Origin of the sequence: Methylobacterium sp. 285MFTsu5.1 (genome assembly GCF_000383455.1) — a bacterium.
GTDB lineage: Bacteria > Pseudomonadota > Alphaproteobacteria > Rhizobiales > Beijerinckiaceae > Methylobacterium.
In genome coordinates, this window is sequence record NZ_KB911272.1 from 1 (window position 1) to 13,503 (window position 13,503).

The window sequence follows — 13,503 nt, forward strand, 5'->3', positions numbered from 1 at the left end:
GCCTTCCAGCGGGCGGTCTCCGAGGACAAGGTCAACCTCGTCATCGCCAGCTACATCTCGGAGGTCGTGCTGGCGCTGATGCCCTGGGCGGCCCGGCTCAAGACGCCGATGATCACGCCCGGCGCGGCCTCGAACGAGATCAGCGCCGCGGTCCACAAGGACTACGCGCGCAACAAGTACACCTTCCATGGCTACCTGACCTCGGCGGCGCTCGCCCAGTCCATCTGCGATTCCACCAAGGACATGCTGATCGACCTGATGAAGGTGAAGACCGCCGCGATCATGAGCGAGGACGCGGCCTGGACCCGGCCGCTCGACGTCGGCTACGAGAAGTGCCTGCCCGAGATCGGCGTGAAGGTCGTCGACCACATCCGCTTCTCGCCGGACACGGGCGACTTCACGCCGATCTACAACAAGATCGAGGCGGCCAAGCCCGACCTGATCGTCACCGGCATCTCGCATGTCGGCGTGCAGCCGACCGTGCAGTGGCAGAACCAGAAGGTGCCGCTCGCCATGACCGGCATGAACTCGCAGGCGACCTCCTCGACCTTCTGGTCGAACACCAACGGCGCGACCCAGGGCGTGATCTTCCAGAGCATCGCCGTGCCGGGCGCGGCGATCACCGACAAGTCGCTCGCCTTCAGCGCCGCGTTCAAGAAGCGCTTCGGCAGCGACCCGTCCTACGCCGGGTACATGGCCTACGATCAGGTCTACTACGCCGCCGACGCGGTGAAGCGGGCCGGCACCACGGAGGCCGACAAGCTCGTCGACGCCCTGGAGAAGACCGACTGGGTCGGCACCGTCGGGCGCACGCAGTTCTACGGCAAGGACGACCAATTCACCCACTCGATCAAGTACGGGCCGGGCTTCGTTACCGGCCTGATGGCGCAGTGGCAGGACGGCAAGCAGGTCGCGGTCTGGCCGAAGAGCCTCGCGCAGGGCGCGATCGTCCTCCCGGCCGCCGTGAAGGCGGCGGCCCGCTAGGCGGCTCCCCGGACCGGCAACGGGCACGCGGCTTGCCAAGCGCGCCCGTTGCCGCAAGTAGAGCCGGGCCGCGACACCGTGAGCGCGGCCGAGACGACGTGCGCGCTGAGGACAATCGCTGATGGCCACCACCGACCTGCCCGGGACCATGCGCCAGATCCGTTACGCGGGTTCCGGGGGACCGGAGGTGATCAGCCTGGAGAACGCGCCCGTGCCGAGCCCGGGGCCCGGCCAGGTCCTGATCGAGGTGGTGGCGGCCGGGGTGAACCGGCCCGACGTCGCGCAGCGGTCCGGGGTGTACCCGCCGCCGCCCGGCGCCACCGAGATTCCCGGCCTCGAAGTCGCCGGCCGCGTGGTCGCGCTCGGCAGCGGGGTCGAGGGCCTGTCGGCCGGCGACGAGGTCTGCGCCCTGGTGATCAGCGGCGGCTACGCCGAGTACGCCGTGGCCGAGGCGGCCCACTGCCTGCCGCGACCGAAGGCCGTCTCGCTGGTCGATGCCGGCGGTCTGCCGGAGACCTTCTTCACGGTCTACTCCAACGTGGTCCAGCGCGGCCGCCTGACGCGCGGCGAGAGCTTCCTCGTCCACGGCGGGTCGAGCGGCATCGGCGCCACGGCGATCCAGATCGCCAAGCATGTCGGCGCCCGGGTCTTCGCGACGGCGGGCTCCGCCGAGAAGTGCCGGTTCTGCGAGGATCTCGGGGCGGATGCCGCGATCGACTACAAGCAGGCCGACTTCGCCGAGGAACTGAAGCGCCTCACCGACGGGCGCGGCGTCGACGTCATCCTCGACATGATCGGCGCCAGCTACCTCGCCCGGAACCTGAAGTCGCTGGCACCGGACGGGCGGCTGGTGATGATCGCGCTGATGGGCGGCTACAAGGTCGACGGGCTGAACATCACGCCGATCATGCGCAACCGCCTGACCTTCACCGGCTCGACGCTCCGGCCACGCGGGAAGGCCGACAAGGCCGCGATCGCCGACGGTCTCCGTCGGGACATCTGGCCCGAACTCGAGGCCGGACGCATCCGCTCCGTCACCCACGCCACGTTCCCGCTCGAGCGGGCGCGGGAGGCGCACGAGCTGATGGAATCGAGCGCCCATCTCGGCAAGATCCTGCTGACGACCGGCCGCTGAGCCGGCCCCGTCAGGAACCTGCCTCGGCGGCCCCGCGTTGGCGGCCGGTAACGAGATCGTGTCGCACAGCGCCCGTTCCGGCGTGTGGCGTCCCGCCGAGGAAGGTTTTGCACATGGCCGAGAGACTGAACCCCAACGAGAGCCGCCAGGGCGAGCGCGGCAAGCCGGTGCTCTGGGTCCTGGTGGCGAGCCTCGTCCTGCTGGCGATCGCCACCGTGGGCCTGCTCACGTGGAACGGCGCGAACTCGCCGAAGGACTACGCCAGCCAGAGCCAGGACGCGTCGCGCAAGGAGGTGACGGGCTCGGTCAACGGCCAGTCCGGCGGGTCGTCGCCGTCGAACAGCACCGCCGTCCCGGGCGGCAACCCGTCCTATCCGCAGCCGGCCCAGCCGGGCGCGAACGGCGCGCCGAAGTAAGGCGTCGCGCGCGGGACGGGATGCGCCGTCCCGCGGCCGACCCTCTCAGCGGGTCGGGATCGGCGTCGGGCCGCGGTAATCGTAGAAGCCGCGCTTGGCCTTCCGGCCGAGCCAGCCGGCCTCGACGTACTTCACGAGGAGCGGGCAGGGCCGGTACTTCGAATCGGCGAGGCCCTCGTAGAGAACCTGCATGACCGACAGGCAGGTATCGAGGCCGATGAAGTCGGCCAGCTGCAGCGGGCCCATCGGGTGGTTCGCGCCGAGCTTCATGGCGGTGTCGATCGACTCGACCGATCCGACGCCCTCGTAGAGCGTGTAGATCGCCTCGTTGATCATCGGCAGCAGGATCCGGTTGACGATGAAGGCCGGGAAATCCTCCGACATCGTCGACGTCTTGCCGAGTTTCGCGATGAACGCCTTGGCCGACTCGTAGGTCGTGTCCTCGGTCGCGATGCCGCGGATCAGCTCGACGAGCTGCATCACCGGCACTGGGTTCATGAAGTGGATGCCGATGAACTTCTCCGGCCGGTCGGTCGCCGCCGCCAGCCGGGTGATGGAGATCGACGACGTGTTGGTCGCCACGAGGGTCTCCGGCCGCAGCGACCCGCAGAGCGTGGTGAAGATCTCGCGCTTCGTCGCCTCGTTCTCGGTCGCCGCCTCGATGACGAGATCGCACGGGCCGAGGGCAGCGAAGTCGCGGGCGGGGACGATGCGCGAGCGGGCCTCGCCGCTGTCGCCTTCGGTGAGCGTGCCCTTCGAGACGAGGCGCGCGAGGCTGCCCTCGATCACCGACAGCCCGTTCTCGAGCCGGGCGGGATCGCGGTCGTTCAGCAGAACCTCGAAGCCGGCGGTGGCGCAGACTTGCGCGATGCCGCTGCCCATCTGGCCCGCGCCGACGATGCCGACCCGCTTGATCTCCATATGCATGTGCCGACCTGTGCCCCCAAGGCGGATGCCGCAGCGCTGCCGCCCAGCTCTCTGGACGGCACGGACGCGACGGCACCGCGCGAAGTCTCGCCGCTGCTGCCTTCTAGACCAATCCTCGATCCGGAAGGAACCCGTGAAGCCGCGTTCTGCGACAATGCTCGCGGGTTGCCAGATCCGGTGCCGTTACTGGCCCTTGGCTTTGCCGATCTCGGATTGCAGCTCGGGAACGACCTGGAACAGGTCGCCGACGAGGCCGTAATCGGCCACCTGGAAGATCGGCGCGTCCTCATCCTTGTTGATGGCGACGATGACCTTCGAGTCCTTCATGCCGGCGAGGTGCTGGATCGCGCCCGAGATCCCCACCGCGACGTAGAGGTCCGGCGCCACGACCTTGCCGGTCTGCCCCACCTGCCAGTCGTTCGGCGCGTAGCCCGCGTCCACGGCGGCGCGCGAGGCGCCGACGGCGGCGCCCAGCGAGTCGGCCAGCGGCTCGATCAGCTCGTGGAACTTGTCCGAGGATCCGAGCGAGCGGCCGCCGGAGACGATGATCCGCGCCGAGGCCAATTCCGGCCGGTCGGACTTGGCGATCTCCTCGCCCTTGAAGCTCGAGCCGCCCGCCTCAGGCGCGGCCGCCGAGACGGCCTCCACCGGCGCCGGGGCGCCGCCCTCTTCGGCCGCCTTGAAGGCCGCCGTGCGCACGGTGATCACCTTCTTGCCGGCGGGCGCCTGCACGGTCTGGATGGCGTTGCCGGCGTAGATCGGCCGCTCGAACGTGTCGGGCGAGACCACCTTGATGATGTCGGAGACCTGCGCGACGTCGAGCAGGGCGGCCACGCGCGGCAGCACGTTCTTGCCCGTGGTCGAGGCCGAGGCGATGATCGTGTCGTAGGGCTCGGCGATGGCGGCGATGAGCGCCGAGACCGGCTCGGCGAGATCGTGGTCGTAGACGCCGTCCTCGGCGTTCAGGACCTTCTCGACGCCGTCGAGCTTGCCCGCGGTCTCGGCCACGGCCTTGGAGCCGGTGCCCAGCACGAGGGCGTGGACCGGCGCGCCGATCTCCTTGGCGGCGGCGAGCGCCTTCAGCGTGCTGTCCTTGATCTGGCCGTTGCCGTGCTCGACGAAGAGAAGTGTCGTCATGGTCTGCTGGTGCCCTCGAAGGTGGTGGCGCGGGGCTCGACCGTCGACCGGGAGCCCCGCCTCGGATCAGATGACGCCGGCTTCGACCTTGAGCTTCTGGACGAGCTCGGCCGCGGAGGCGACCTTGACGCCGGCCGAGCGGCCCGGCGGTTCGGCGGTCTTCAGCACCGTGAGCCGCGGCGTGACGTCGACGCCGAGCGCGTCGGGTGCCAGCTCCTCCAGGGGCTTCTTCTTGGCCTTCATGATGTTGGGCAGCGATGCGTAGCGCGGCTCGTTGAGGCGGAGGTCCGTCGTCACGATGGCCGGCAGCTTGAGGCTCACGGTCTGCAGGCCGCCATCGACCTCGCGGGTGACGTCGAGGCTGCCCTCGCCGGGCTCGATCTTGTACGCGAAGGTGCCCTGAGGCCAGCCGAGCAGGGCGGCGAGCATCTGGCCGGTCTGGTTCGAGTCGTCGTCGATCGCCTGCTTGCCGAGGATGACGAGCTCCGGCCTCTCCTTCTCGACGACGGCCTTCAGGAGCTTCGCGACGGCGAGCGGCTCGCAGTTCACGTCGGTCTTCACCAGGATCGCCCGGTCGGCGCCCATGGCGAGTGCCGTGCGCAGCGTCTCCTGCGCCTGCTGCGGGCCGATCGACACGGCCACGATCTCGGTGACCTTGCCCTTCTCCTTCAGGCGGATCGCCTCCTCGACGGCGATCTCGTCGAAGGGGTTCATGGACATCTTGACGTTGGCGAGCTCGACGCCGGAGCCGTCGGCCTTCACGCGAATCTTGACGTTGTAGTCCACCACCCGCTTGACGGGCACCAGCACCTTCATGGCGGTCACGATCCTTCCCCGGAGGATTCTTGTCGTCGTGCAGGCCACTCCCACGGGCGCGCGAGGCGCAGCGTGGCCGGGGCACGCAAGGCGCCGGACCGTAACGGCCACATTTCCGCCTTGTCAACGCGGCGCCGTGGCGGCCCCGCGAAAACCGCGATGCCGGCTCAGCGATTGGCGCCGGGCACCCAGAGCACGTCGTCGGCCCCGTCGCCGTTCGCCGCCCGGCTCGCCACGAACAGGAAGTCCGACAGGCGGTTGAGGTAGCGCAGCGCCTCGGACGAGACCGTCTCGTCCTCCCGCGCCGCGAGGCTCACCGCGAGCCGCTCGGCGCGCCGGCAGACGGTCCGGGCGAGGTGCAGGGCCGCGGCAGCCGGCGAGCCGCCGGGCAGCACGAAGGATTTCAGCGGCGGGATCGCGGCGTTGAGCGCGTCGATGTCGCGCTCCAGCCGGTCGACCTGGCTCGCCACGATCCGCAGCGGCTCGTAGGGGAGGGGCTCGGGGGTCGGCGGCGTCGCGAGGTCGGCGCCGAGGTCGAACAGGTCGTTCTGGATCGCCCCCAGCATCCCGTCGAGGGGGCCCTGCGTGTGCAGGCGCGCCATGCCGATGCAGGCATTGGTCTCATCGACGGTGCCGTAGGTCTCGACCCGCAGGTCCGCCTTCGAGCGCCGCTGCCCGTCCGCTAGCGCGGTCGTCCCCTTGTCGCCGGTCCTCGTGTAGATGCGGTTGAGCTTGACCACGGGGTGGCGTGCCTCAGAACGTGTAGCCGATCTTGCCGCCGAAATTGGTCAGGCCGCGGTTGTTGGCGCAGAGCCCGGCATTCGACATGTGCTCGACCGTCGCCATGATGCTCCAGTGCTCCGTCAGGCGGAAGCCCAGGGCGGCCGCCTCGCGGAACATCGGCGAGCAGCCGAGGGTGTTGAAGCCGTAGGGCGTCTCGGCCTTCGGGCCGGTCCAGCCGTTATGGGCCACGCCGCCGAAGAACCCGTCGAGGAACACGCGGCGGTTGAAGGTCTCGGGGAAGATCTCGAGCGTCCAGGTCGCGCCGAGATAGGCGTAGCTGGTCCGGCCGCCGGTGTTGTAGCTGCCGCCGACGGTCGGCCGCGGCACGAAGGCCTGCCAGAACGGATCGTCGCTGATGCGCGGCTTGGCGAACAGGATCTCGCCGTTGACGTTCGCCTTGCTGAAGCCGGGGAGCTTGCCCTCGGCGCTCCCGGGATCCTGCACCGAGCCGCCGATCCGGATCTCCGACACGATGCTGAGCGGCTGGACGGGGGCCGCGTAGGCGGCGGGCGGCGGCGGCGCGAGGTCGGCGGCCGAAGCCGGCAGAATCGCCGCCCCGGTCAGAAGGCCGAACAGACGGAGGCGGGAAGGGGCAGTCATGCGGGCTCGGCCGGTTAGGCGCAGCGATTTGCTTCTACCGAGCGTAGCAGAGGCCCGCGCGGCGGGGCGGCCTATTCATCCTTCACCGGATCGAAAGGTGTTCGGTGCGGCGGCGCGGTCACACCCGGCCCGACGACGTCACGCCGAGCGCCACCAGACGACGCCCATGATGATCACGATCGCGACGAACTGCAGGAGCACCCGGAGGCGCATCAGCTTCTGCGAGAGGTTCACGCTGCCGCCGCGCATCATGTTGGCGAGGCCCGCGACCAGGACCGCGGCGACGGCGAGGCAGGCGATCAGGACGAGGGTGTTGGACGACATGCGGTCGGGGATCCGGGTGGGGCGCAAGCCGCGATGCGGCTCGGCGCGTCGTTGAGGTGTCGGGCGCTCAGTTGCGGCGGAGCAGGCGCTCGAAATAGTCGAGTTCCTCGCGGGGGCGACTCGGGTCGCCGAGCTTGCGCCGCAGCTCCTCCATGATGCGCCGGGCGCGCTGGACCGCGGATTCGTCGGCCGTGGGGACGCGGACCCGCCCGTCGCTCATGTCGCGGCCGCGGGTCGGGCGCCCGAGGGGATCGTCGTCGCGCGCGCCGGCCTGACCCTGCTGGCCCGGCTGCTGGCCGCCCTCCTGCTGGCCCTCGCCCTGGCCCTCGGCCATCTCCTGCATCTGCTGGGCCATGCCGTCGGCGCCGCGCTTGAGGCCGTCGAGGGCGCGGCCCTGCGCGTCGACCGCGCCGTCCGAATCGCCGTCCTTCAGCGCGTTCTCGGCCTCGCGCATGGCGTCCTCGGCGTCGGAGAGGCCCTGCTCGCCGCGCATGCCGTTCTCCTTCATGCGCTTCTGAAGGTCCTCCAGCCGCTGCCGGAGCGCCTGCTGGCGCTCGCCGACGCCGCCCTGCTGGCCCTCGCCCTGCTGCCCCTGACCCTTCTGGCCCTGTTGGCCCTGACCCTGCTGGCCTTGCCCCTGCTGACCCTTCTGACCCTGCTGGCGCTGGCCCTGCTGGCCGCGCTGTCCCTGCTGCGGCTGGCCGCGGTTCTGCGGGCGCTGGCCGTCGCGCTGCTCCTCGCCGTCCTTGAAGGTCTCGTCGCGCAGGCCCTGCTGCTCGCGCGACATCGCGTCGAGATCGCGCATCTGCTTCTGCATCTCGCGGGACGCCTGATCGGAGCGTCCGCCGCGCTCGGCGGTCTGGAGATTCTCCAGGATGTTGCGCAGCTGCTCCATCAGGCGTTGCGCCTCGGCGGTGTCGCCGCGCTTCATCGCCTCCGCCATGTCCTGGATCATCTTGTCGAGATCCTCCGGCGTGACGGTCTTGGTCTGCCCGTTGCTCTGGCCGCGCTCGCTCTGCTCGCGGGGCTCGCGGCCCTGCTTCTGCGCCATCTCGGACAGGAACTTGTCGAGCGCCTGCTTCAGGTCCTGCGTCAGGCGCTTGATCTCGTCGTCGGGCGCGTTGCGCTCGATCGCCTCCTTCAGCCGGTCCTGGGCCTGGCGGAGCTGCTTCTCGGCGTCCGACAGGTCGCCGTCCTCGATCTTGAGAGCCATCTCCCAGAGGAGGTCGGCCACCGCGACGAGGTCGGCATCCGTTCGGGCGCGGCGCAGGCGCTCGGTCGCGGTCCGCAGGCCGAGGAAGATCGCGGGCTGCGGCGTGTACGTGTCGGGCGCGACCAGCAGGGCGTCCAGCGCCCCCTGGACCCAGCGGCGATCCGTGTCGGGCGCGATGACGAGCCGGCGGCGCTGCTCGGCGAGCGCCCGCGCCAGCGGCTCGCGGAACGGCCGCGCCGGCAGGACGATCTCGGTGTCGGGCGTGCGCCCCTCCTGGCCGGCCTCGTCCTTGACGACGATGTGGTAGCGCACCTTCGCGCCGGACCACGGGCTCTCGGTGAGGTCCACGAGGGTCTTGGTATCGGTGTCGCCGCTCGCGTCGCCCGGCAGCGCCAGGTTGATCTGCGGCACCGGGACCAGGGCCCGCGCGGATTTCAGCGGCTCGATCACCGCCTCGGCCGAGCTGATCCCGTAATCGTCCTTCGCCCGGTAGGTCAGGTTGAAGGTGCCGCGCCCGTTCACCTCGGGGCCGCCCACGGCGGTCACCTCCGGCGGCCGGTCGGGGATCGCGTCGACCGTGAGACGCTGCTTGCCCGCCGGGGTGACGATCGTCAGCGCGGCGCCGCCGACGATGCGGTAGCGCTCCTCGCGCAGGTCGGCGCGCGCCTCCTGGCCCGGCACCGGGACGAGGCCGGCATTCGGCGTGGGGGTCGTCTCGGACGCGGCCTTGCCCTGGCCGGCGATCCGCACGATCAGCTGCGCGTTGACCGGCGCGCGCAGGTGCTGGTCGCTCCCGTCCATCGCGATCAGCAGCGGCGGAAGCCGCGTGTAGAGCGGCGGGTCGATCCAGCCGTCCACGCGGAAGTTCGGGCCGGGCGCCGCCGGCTCCTGCCAGTCGAAGGCGGCGCCGATCCGCTGGCGCCACTCGGGGCCGGCCACGAACAGGCTGGCGACCGCCGCGACCACTAGGCCGGCGCGCAGCGCGAAGGGGTCGTGCCGGGTCATGCCCGGCCGCGGCAGGCCGACCCGCAGGGCCGAGATCGCCTGCGCGGCGCGGCGCTGGTGGAGGTCCCACAGCAGCCGGCTCCCCGGATCGGCGGCGCCGACGGCGAGGCTGTCCTGGGCGGCCGAGGCCGGCCCGTGCCGCAGCTTCGGATCGCGGGAGGCGGCCTCGCGGTCGAGCCGCGCCAGGGCGAGGCGACGGTCCGGCCGGGCGATGTGGATCAGCGGCAGGAGCGCGGCAACGAGCAGGATGGCGAGGGCGCCGAGGCCGATCTGGCGCCAGAGCGGCGTGAGGTCGAGCCAGACGCCCGCCCAGGAGACGACCAGGAAGAGCAGGAAGACGCCGATGCCGCGCCAGAGCACGGGCCAGGCCTGCTCCCACAGGGCGGCGGCCCGCGCCTGCGCCACGAGCCGGTCGAGCCGCGTGGACGCAGCGTCCGCTCCGCCCACCCGGGTCTTGCTCTCGGTGCCGTTGCTGCCGATCACGCCGACCGTTCCGCCTCACGCCGAAGGAGTGGCCCACGGAGCCGCGCCCGGCGGGCCCCGTCACACGTGCCTAGCATGGTGGGCCGCGCAGGTCGGCGGGTCAAATCGGCGCGACGCCGACCCGACCGGGGCGCGGTCAGTTGTGCGCCTGGATGAAGTTCCGCACCTGCGGGTAGATCTGCGACTCCCAGCGCCGGCCGGCGAAGACGCCGTAATGGCCGACGCCGGCCTGGAGGTGATGGGTCCGCATGTACGGGGCGAGGTCCGAGCACAGGTCGTGGGCCGCCATGGTCTGGCCGACGGCGCAGATGTCGTCCCGCTCACCCTCGACCGTCATGAGCGCCGTGCGGCGGATCGCGCGCAGGTCGATCGGCTCGCCCCGATACGACACCGCGTTCCGGGCCAGGGCGTGGTCCTGGAACACGGTCTTGACCGTCTCCAGGTAGAAATCGGCGGCGAGATCGAGCACGGCGAAATACTCGTCGTAGAAGGACTCGATCGCCTCGGCCTTGTCGTGCTCGCCGTTGGCCATGTGCCAGAACAGGTCGGCGTGGCCCTGGACGTGGCGCTTGGCGTTCATCGCCATGAAGGCCGAGACCTGCACGAAACCCGGATAGACCTTGCGGCCGGCCCCCTTGTGGCGCGACGGCACCGTGGCGATCAGGTTCTTCTCGAACCACTCGATCGGCTTGGAGGTCGCGAGCTCGTTCACGCCCGTCGGGTTGATCCGGCAATCCACCGGTCCGGCCATCAGGGTCATGCTGCGCGGGGCGGCCGGGTCCTTCGACTGCGCCATCGCGGCGGCGGCTACCAGGGCCTGCACGGCGGGCTGGCACACCGCCACCATGTGGGCGCCTTCGCCCATGGTCCGCAGGAACTGGATGAGGTGGCTCACGTAGTCGTCGAAGCCGAAGGTCCCGTCGGAGAGCGGCACGTCCCGGGCGTTGTGCCAGTCGGTGATGTAGACGTCGTGGTCGGGCAGCATCGTGCGCACGGTGGCGCGGAGCAGCGTGGCGAAGTGGCCCGACATCGGCGCCACCATCAGCACCTTGGGCTGCTCGGTGTGGATGTCCTTCTTGAAGTGGAGCAGCGTGGCGAAGGGCGTGACCTCGACCGCCTCCTCGGAGACCGGGACGCTCCGGTTCCCGACATTCACCGACTCGATGCCGTAGGGCGGCCGCGCGAAGGTCAGGCCGGCGCGCATCATCATCCGGGCCCCGGCGGACATCCAGGTCGCCGGCTCGCCCCACCCGACCCAGGGCGACCAGATGTCGTTCAGCAGCCGCCCCCACGCCCGGGTCTGGGCGGCCATGTCGGTCTGCAGATCGAACGCGTCGTACAGCATCGGGCAGGCACTCGCTTGAGCCCTGCCCGGCACGCGGGCCATCGGGGCGGCAACGTTGGCGGATGCCGGAGTGAGGGTTGCATCAGCGTGGCCGTGCAGGATGGGTCCCGTTCCCGGGGGCGGCAACTGTCCGATAGGCGGATGCGAACAAGAATTGTCGTGACGTGACTTTGATGCACCACGCGCCGCGCCGATCACATTCGGGTGTGCCGAATCGTCCGGCACACCCCCGCCGTCACGAGGCGCGGCGAATGACCGGGCGCGGGTCGGACTCGCTCCGACGATGCTCGCAGGCGACCTTGAGGTACCGGTCGCTGCCCCCGGGCAACCCGGCCTGGGCGGCCATCGTCTGGGCGTGCATCAGGCATTCCATCGGCGTGTGCGCCGGCGCGACGATGACGTCGAGGGCGGTGTCGCGCGAGCAGTCCTGGGCCAGCAGCGTGCCGGCACAGACGAGGGCAACGGAGAGCAATTCCGACATGACGGACCTCAGCTTCGAGTGATCGAAAGGTCCGCGGGGTGCTCCGGCGTGCGAGCCACCGCGTTGTCGTTGCCTGGTCGCTTCCTCCGGTTGCTGAAGACTTGAAGCACGTCATGTGCCAGCGCAGCACGACGCGTCCCTTGAGAGGTGCAGTGCCGTCCGGGCCGGCCTCAGTCGCGGGCGGGAAGCCAGCGCGTCTCCGGCTCGTCGGCGGGCAGGAGCGCCGCGACCGCGTCGAGGTCGACCACGTACTGATCGGTGAGGCGCTGCCACATCTCGACCGGCGAGGCGACCTGCGGCCGGAGCCCGTCGAGGGCGCGGGCGAGCAGAGCCGCATTGACGAGCTTCGGGCGCGGCACGAGCGGGTCAGCGTTCAGCATCGATGACGATCCCATTGGAGTGACGCCATCCTGCGTCGATCGTGGTTAACGATGGGTTACGTGCCGCCTCGACATCTTGCGCTGTTCTTGCGGACGCTTTCGCGCCGGGCTCTGAGCTGGATTCGTCGGCGCCCTCGGTCACGCCGAGGCGCCGCCAGACCTGAGTAACGCTGCCCGCGGACGCACCGGGCCGCGTGGGACGCCCAGGCGAATCCACGCGCGTTCGCCAGGGCGTCGGCACCCGCTCGAGTTCACAAGCCGGACCCCTTCCCTTATCAGGCAGGCGCATCGAGCCTGTCCCGGCCGACGAAGTGCCGCCGCGCAGGGCGCGCACGGCTCCGGTCGCGCGGCTCCGGTCGATTGTGCGAACGGGACATCATGGACGCCAAACCTGAAGCGATCGGCGCGACGCATGAGCCGACGGCGCGACTCGTGCTCGCGTCCGCTTCGCCCCGCCGTCTCGCGCTGCTCCAGCAGATCGGGATCGAGCCGGCGGCGCTCCTGCCCGCCGAGATCGACGAAACACCGCGCAAGGCCGAGCCGCCGCGCGAGCTGGCGCGTCGCCTCGCGCGGACGAAGCTCGCCACCGCCGAGGCGGCGCTCCACCTGGAGGACACGACGACGCCGACCTGGCTTCTCTCGGCCGACACGGTCGTCGCGGTCGGGCGGCGCGTCCTGCCGAAGGCCGAGATCCCCGACGAGGCCGCGGATTGCCTGCGCCTGCTCTCGGGCCGGCAGCACCGGGTCTACACGGCGGTCTGCGTGCTCTCGCCCCGCGGGCGCCGCGAGCGGATCGTCGAGAGCCGCGTCCGGTTCAAGCGGCTCTCGGGCCGGGACATCCAGGGCTACGTGGCCTCGGGCGAGTGGCGCGGCAAAGCCGGCGGCTACGCGATCCAGGGCCTGGCCGGGGCCTTCGTGGTCAAGCTGGTCGGCTCGTACAGCGGCGTGGTCGGCCTGCCGCTCTACGAGACCCTGAGCCTGCTCGACGGCGAGGGGTATCCTGTGCGGGCCGGGTGGGGCGCCCTCGCATGAACCGCGAACGCCGGCCGCCGCCCTGTCCGATCTGCCGGAAACCGTCCGCGCCGGAGTTCCAGCCGTTCTGCTCCCAGCGCTGCGCCGACGTCGATCTGGGGCGCTGGCTCAACGAGCGCTACGCGATCCCCGAGGAGCTCGATCCCGACGCGCCGCCGCCCCCGCCGGATCCGGAGCGCTGAATTTTTCGGCCTTCCGGTCCCGTCAATGTCACGCGAGGCTGGACAGGCCGCCAAGCACTCACTATACCCCGCGACGTCCGAGGCCGGCACCGGCGCGGACGACGCCCAGGTAGCTCAGTTGGTAGAGCATGCGACTGAAAATCGCAGTGTCGGCGGTTCGACTCCGTCCCTGGGCACCATCATCCCGCTGAGCCCCCGACCATCGGATCGGTAGAGCCGGCGACAGGATCTTCGATTTTCTGACAATACTCGGCTGCAGG

The 13,503-nt window shown here is 70.7% G+C and carries 15 protein-coding genes and 1 tRNA gene; 6 read left to right on the top strand and 10 right to left on the bottom strand.

Annotation, left to right across the window (positions count from 1 at the left end):
* The 3 genes from H288_RS0106830 to H288_RS0106840 form a co-directional block, all read left to right on the top strand.
* The coding region (locus tag H288_RS0106830) for an ABC transporter substrate-binding protein (protein ID WP_020091845.1) at positions 1-984 on the top strand (984 nt) is incomplete at its 5' end.
* Positions 985-1,105: 121 nt separating this feature from the next.
* Positions 1,106-2,119 carry an NAD(P)H-quinone oxidoreductase gene (locus tag H288_RS0106835; protein WP_020091846.1) on the top strand — a complete coding sequence of 338 codons (1,014 nt, stop codon included), beginning with the start codon at positions 1,106-1,108 and terminating at the stop codon, positions 2,117-2,119.
* A 113-nt stretch (positions 2,120-2,232) separates the two neighbouring features.
* Positions 2,233-2,535 carry a hypothetical protein gene (locus H288_RS0106840; RefSeq protein WP_020091847.1) on the top strand — a complete coding sequence of 101 codons (303 nt, stop codon included), beginning with the start codon at positions 2,233-2,235 and terminating at the stop codon, positions 2,533-2,535.
* Positions 2,536-2,580: 45 nt separating this feature from the next.
* Here the strand turns inward: H288_RS0106840 and H288_RS0106845 are convergent, their stop codons facing one another.
* The 10 genes from H288_RS0106845 to H288_RS0106890 form a co-directional block, all read right to left on the bottom strand.
* Positions 2,581-3,462, bottom strand: coding sequence for a 3-hydroxybutyryl-CoA dehydrogenase (locus tag H288_RS0106845; protein ID WP_026604743.1), 882 nt, complete (start codon positions 3,460-3,462; stop codon positions 2,581-2,583).
* A 183-nt stretch (positions 3,463-3,645) separates the two neighbouring features.
* Positions 3,646-4,599, bottom strand: coding sequence for an FAD-binding protein (locus H288_RS0106850; RefSeq protein WP_020091849.1), 954 nt, complete (start codon positions 4,597-4,599; stop codon positions 3,646-3,648).
* Positions 4,600-4,665: 66 nt separating this feature from the next.
* Positions 4,666-5,415 (bottom strand): electron transfer flavoprotein subunit beta/FixA family protein, encoded by a 750-nt coding sequence (locus tag H288_RS0106855; RefSeq protein ID WP_020091850.1) that lies wholly within the window; start codon positions 5,413-5,415, stop codon positions 4,666-4,668.
* A gap of 167 nt (positions 5,416-5,582) precedes the next feature.
* A complete protein-coding gene (locus tag H288_RS0106860) occupies positions 5,583-6,155 on the bottom strand; it encodes a cob(I)yrinic acid a,c-diamide adenosyltransferase (protein ID WP_020091851.1) in 573 nt (190 codons plus the stop codon).
* A gap of 13 nt (positions 6,156-6,168) precedes the next feature.
* The gene (locus tag H288_RS0106865) at positions 6,169-6,798 is read right to left on the bottom strand and encodes an acyloxyacyl hydrolase (protein WP_020091852.1); all 630 of its coding nucleotides are present in this window, start codon (positions 6,796-6,798) and stop codon (positions 6,169-6,171) included.
* A 138-nt stretch (positions 6,799-6,936) separates the two neighbouring features.
* A complete protein-coding gene (locus H288_RS0106870) occupies positions 6,937-7,122 on the bottom strand; it encodes a twin transmembrane helix small protein (protein ID WP_020091853.1) in 186 nt (61 codons plus the stop codon).
* A 67-nt stretch (positions 7,123-7,189) separates the two neighbouring features.
* A complete protein-coding gene (locus H288_RS0106875) occupies positions 7,190-9,820 on the bottom strand; it encodes a TIGR02302 family protein (RefSeq protein WP_051123723.1) in 2,631 nt (876 codons plus the stop codon).
* Between the two features lie 139 nt (positions 9,821-9,959).
* Positions 9,960-11,168 (bottom strand): polyhydroxyalkanoate depolymerase, encoded by a 1,209-nt coding sequence (gene phaZ / locus H288_RS0106880; protein ID WP_020091855.1) that lies wholly within the window; start codon positions 11,166-11,168, stop codon positions 9,960-9,962.
* A gap of 235 nt (positions 11,169-11,403) precedes the next feature.
* Positions 11,404-11,649 carry a hypothetical protein gene (locus H288_RS0106885; RefSeq protein WP_020091856.1) on the bottom strand — a complete coding sequence of 82 codons (246 nt, stop codon included), beginning with the start codon at positions 11,647-11,649 and terminating at the stop codon, positions 11,404-11,406.
* 170 nt (positions 11,650-11,819) lie between these two features.
* Positions 11,820-12,029, bottom strand: coding sequence for a hypothetical protein (locus H288_RS0106890; protein ID WP_020091857.1), 210 nt, complete (start codon positions 12,027-12,029; stop codon positions 11,820-11,822).
* Between the two features lie 378 nt (positions 12,030-12,407).
* Between H288_RS0106890 and H288_RS0106895 the strand changes: the two genes are divergently transcribed.
* The 3 genes from H288_RS0106895 to H288_RS0106905 all read left to right on the top strand — a co-directional run bounded on the left by H288_RS0106895 (position 12,408) and on the right by H288_RS0106905 (position 13,422).
* Positions 12,408-13,061 (top strand): Maf-like protein, encoded by a 654-nt coding sequence (locus H288_RS0106895; protein ID WP_020091858.1) that lies wholly within the window; start codon positions 12,408-12,410, stop codon positions 13,059-13,061.
* Positions 13,058-13,243: a DNA gyrase inhibitor YacG gene (yacG, locus tag H288_RS0106900; protein ID WP_020091859.1), complete on the top strand. Its 186-nt coding sequence runs from the start codon at positions 13,058-13,060 to the stop codon at positions 13,241-13,243. Before H288_RS0106895 ends, yacG begins: the two co-directional genes overlap by 4 nt.
* A 103-nt stretch (positions 13,244-13,346) precedes the next feature.
* A tRNA-Phe gene (locus H288_RS0106905) sits at positions 13,347-13,422 on the top strand.
* Positions 13,423-13,503: the final 81 nt, after the last annotated feature.

Bases quoted from the DNA above. Each gene is read 5' to 3' on its own strand.
- H288_RS0106835 (WP_020091846.1), top strand. From the start codon at position 1,106: ATGGCCACCACCGACCTGCCCGGGACCATGCGCCAGATCCGTTACGCG.
- H288_RS0106840 (WP_020091847.1), top strand. From the start codon at position 2,233: ATGGCCGAGAGACTGAACCCCAACGAGAGCCGCCAGGGCGAGCGCGGC.
- H288_RS0106845 (WP_026604743.1), bottom strand. From the start codon at position 3,462: ATGCATATGGAGATCAAGCGGGTCGGCATCGTCGGCGCGGGCCAGATG.
- H288_RS0106850 (WP_020091849.1), bottom strand. From the start codon at position 4,599: ATGACGACACTTCTCTTCGTCGAGCACGGCAACGGCCAGATCAAGGAC.
- H288_RS0106855 (WP_020091850.1), bottom strand. From the start codon at position 5,415: ATGAAGGTGCTGGTGCCCGTCAAGCGGGTGGTGGACTACAACGTCAAG.
- H288_RS0106865 (WP_020091852.1), bottom strand. From the start codon at position 6,798: ATGACTGCCCCTTCCCGCCTCCGTCTGTTCGGCCTTCTGACCGGGGCG.
- H288_RS0106870 (WP_020091853.1), bottom strand. From the start codon at position 7,122: ATGTCGTCCAACACCCTCGTCCTGATCGCCTGCCTCGCCGTCGCCGCG.
- phaZ (WP_020091855.1), bottom strand. From the start codon at position 11,168: ATGCTGTACGACGCGTTCGATCTGCAGACCGACATGGCCGCCCAGACC.
- H288_RS0106885 (WP_020091856.1), bottom strand. From the start codon at position 11,649: ATGTCGGAATTGCTCTCCGTTGCCCTCGTCTGTGCCGGCACGCTGCTG.
- H288_RS0106890 (WP_020091857.1), bottom strand. From the start codon at position 12,029: ATGCTGAACGCTGACCCGCTCGTGCCGCGCCCGAAGCTCGTCAATGCG.
- H288_RS0106895 (WP_020091858.1), top strand. From the start codon at position 12,408: ATGGACGCCAAACCTGAAGCGATCGGCGCGACGCATGAGCCGACGGCG.
- yacG (WP_020091859.1), top strand. From the start codon at position 13,058: ATGAACCGCGAACGCCGGCCGCCGCCCTGTCCGATCTGCCGGAAACCG.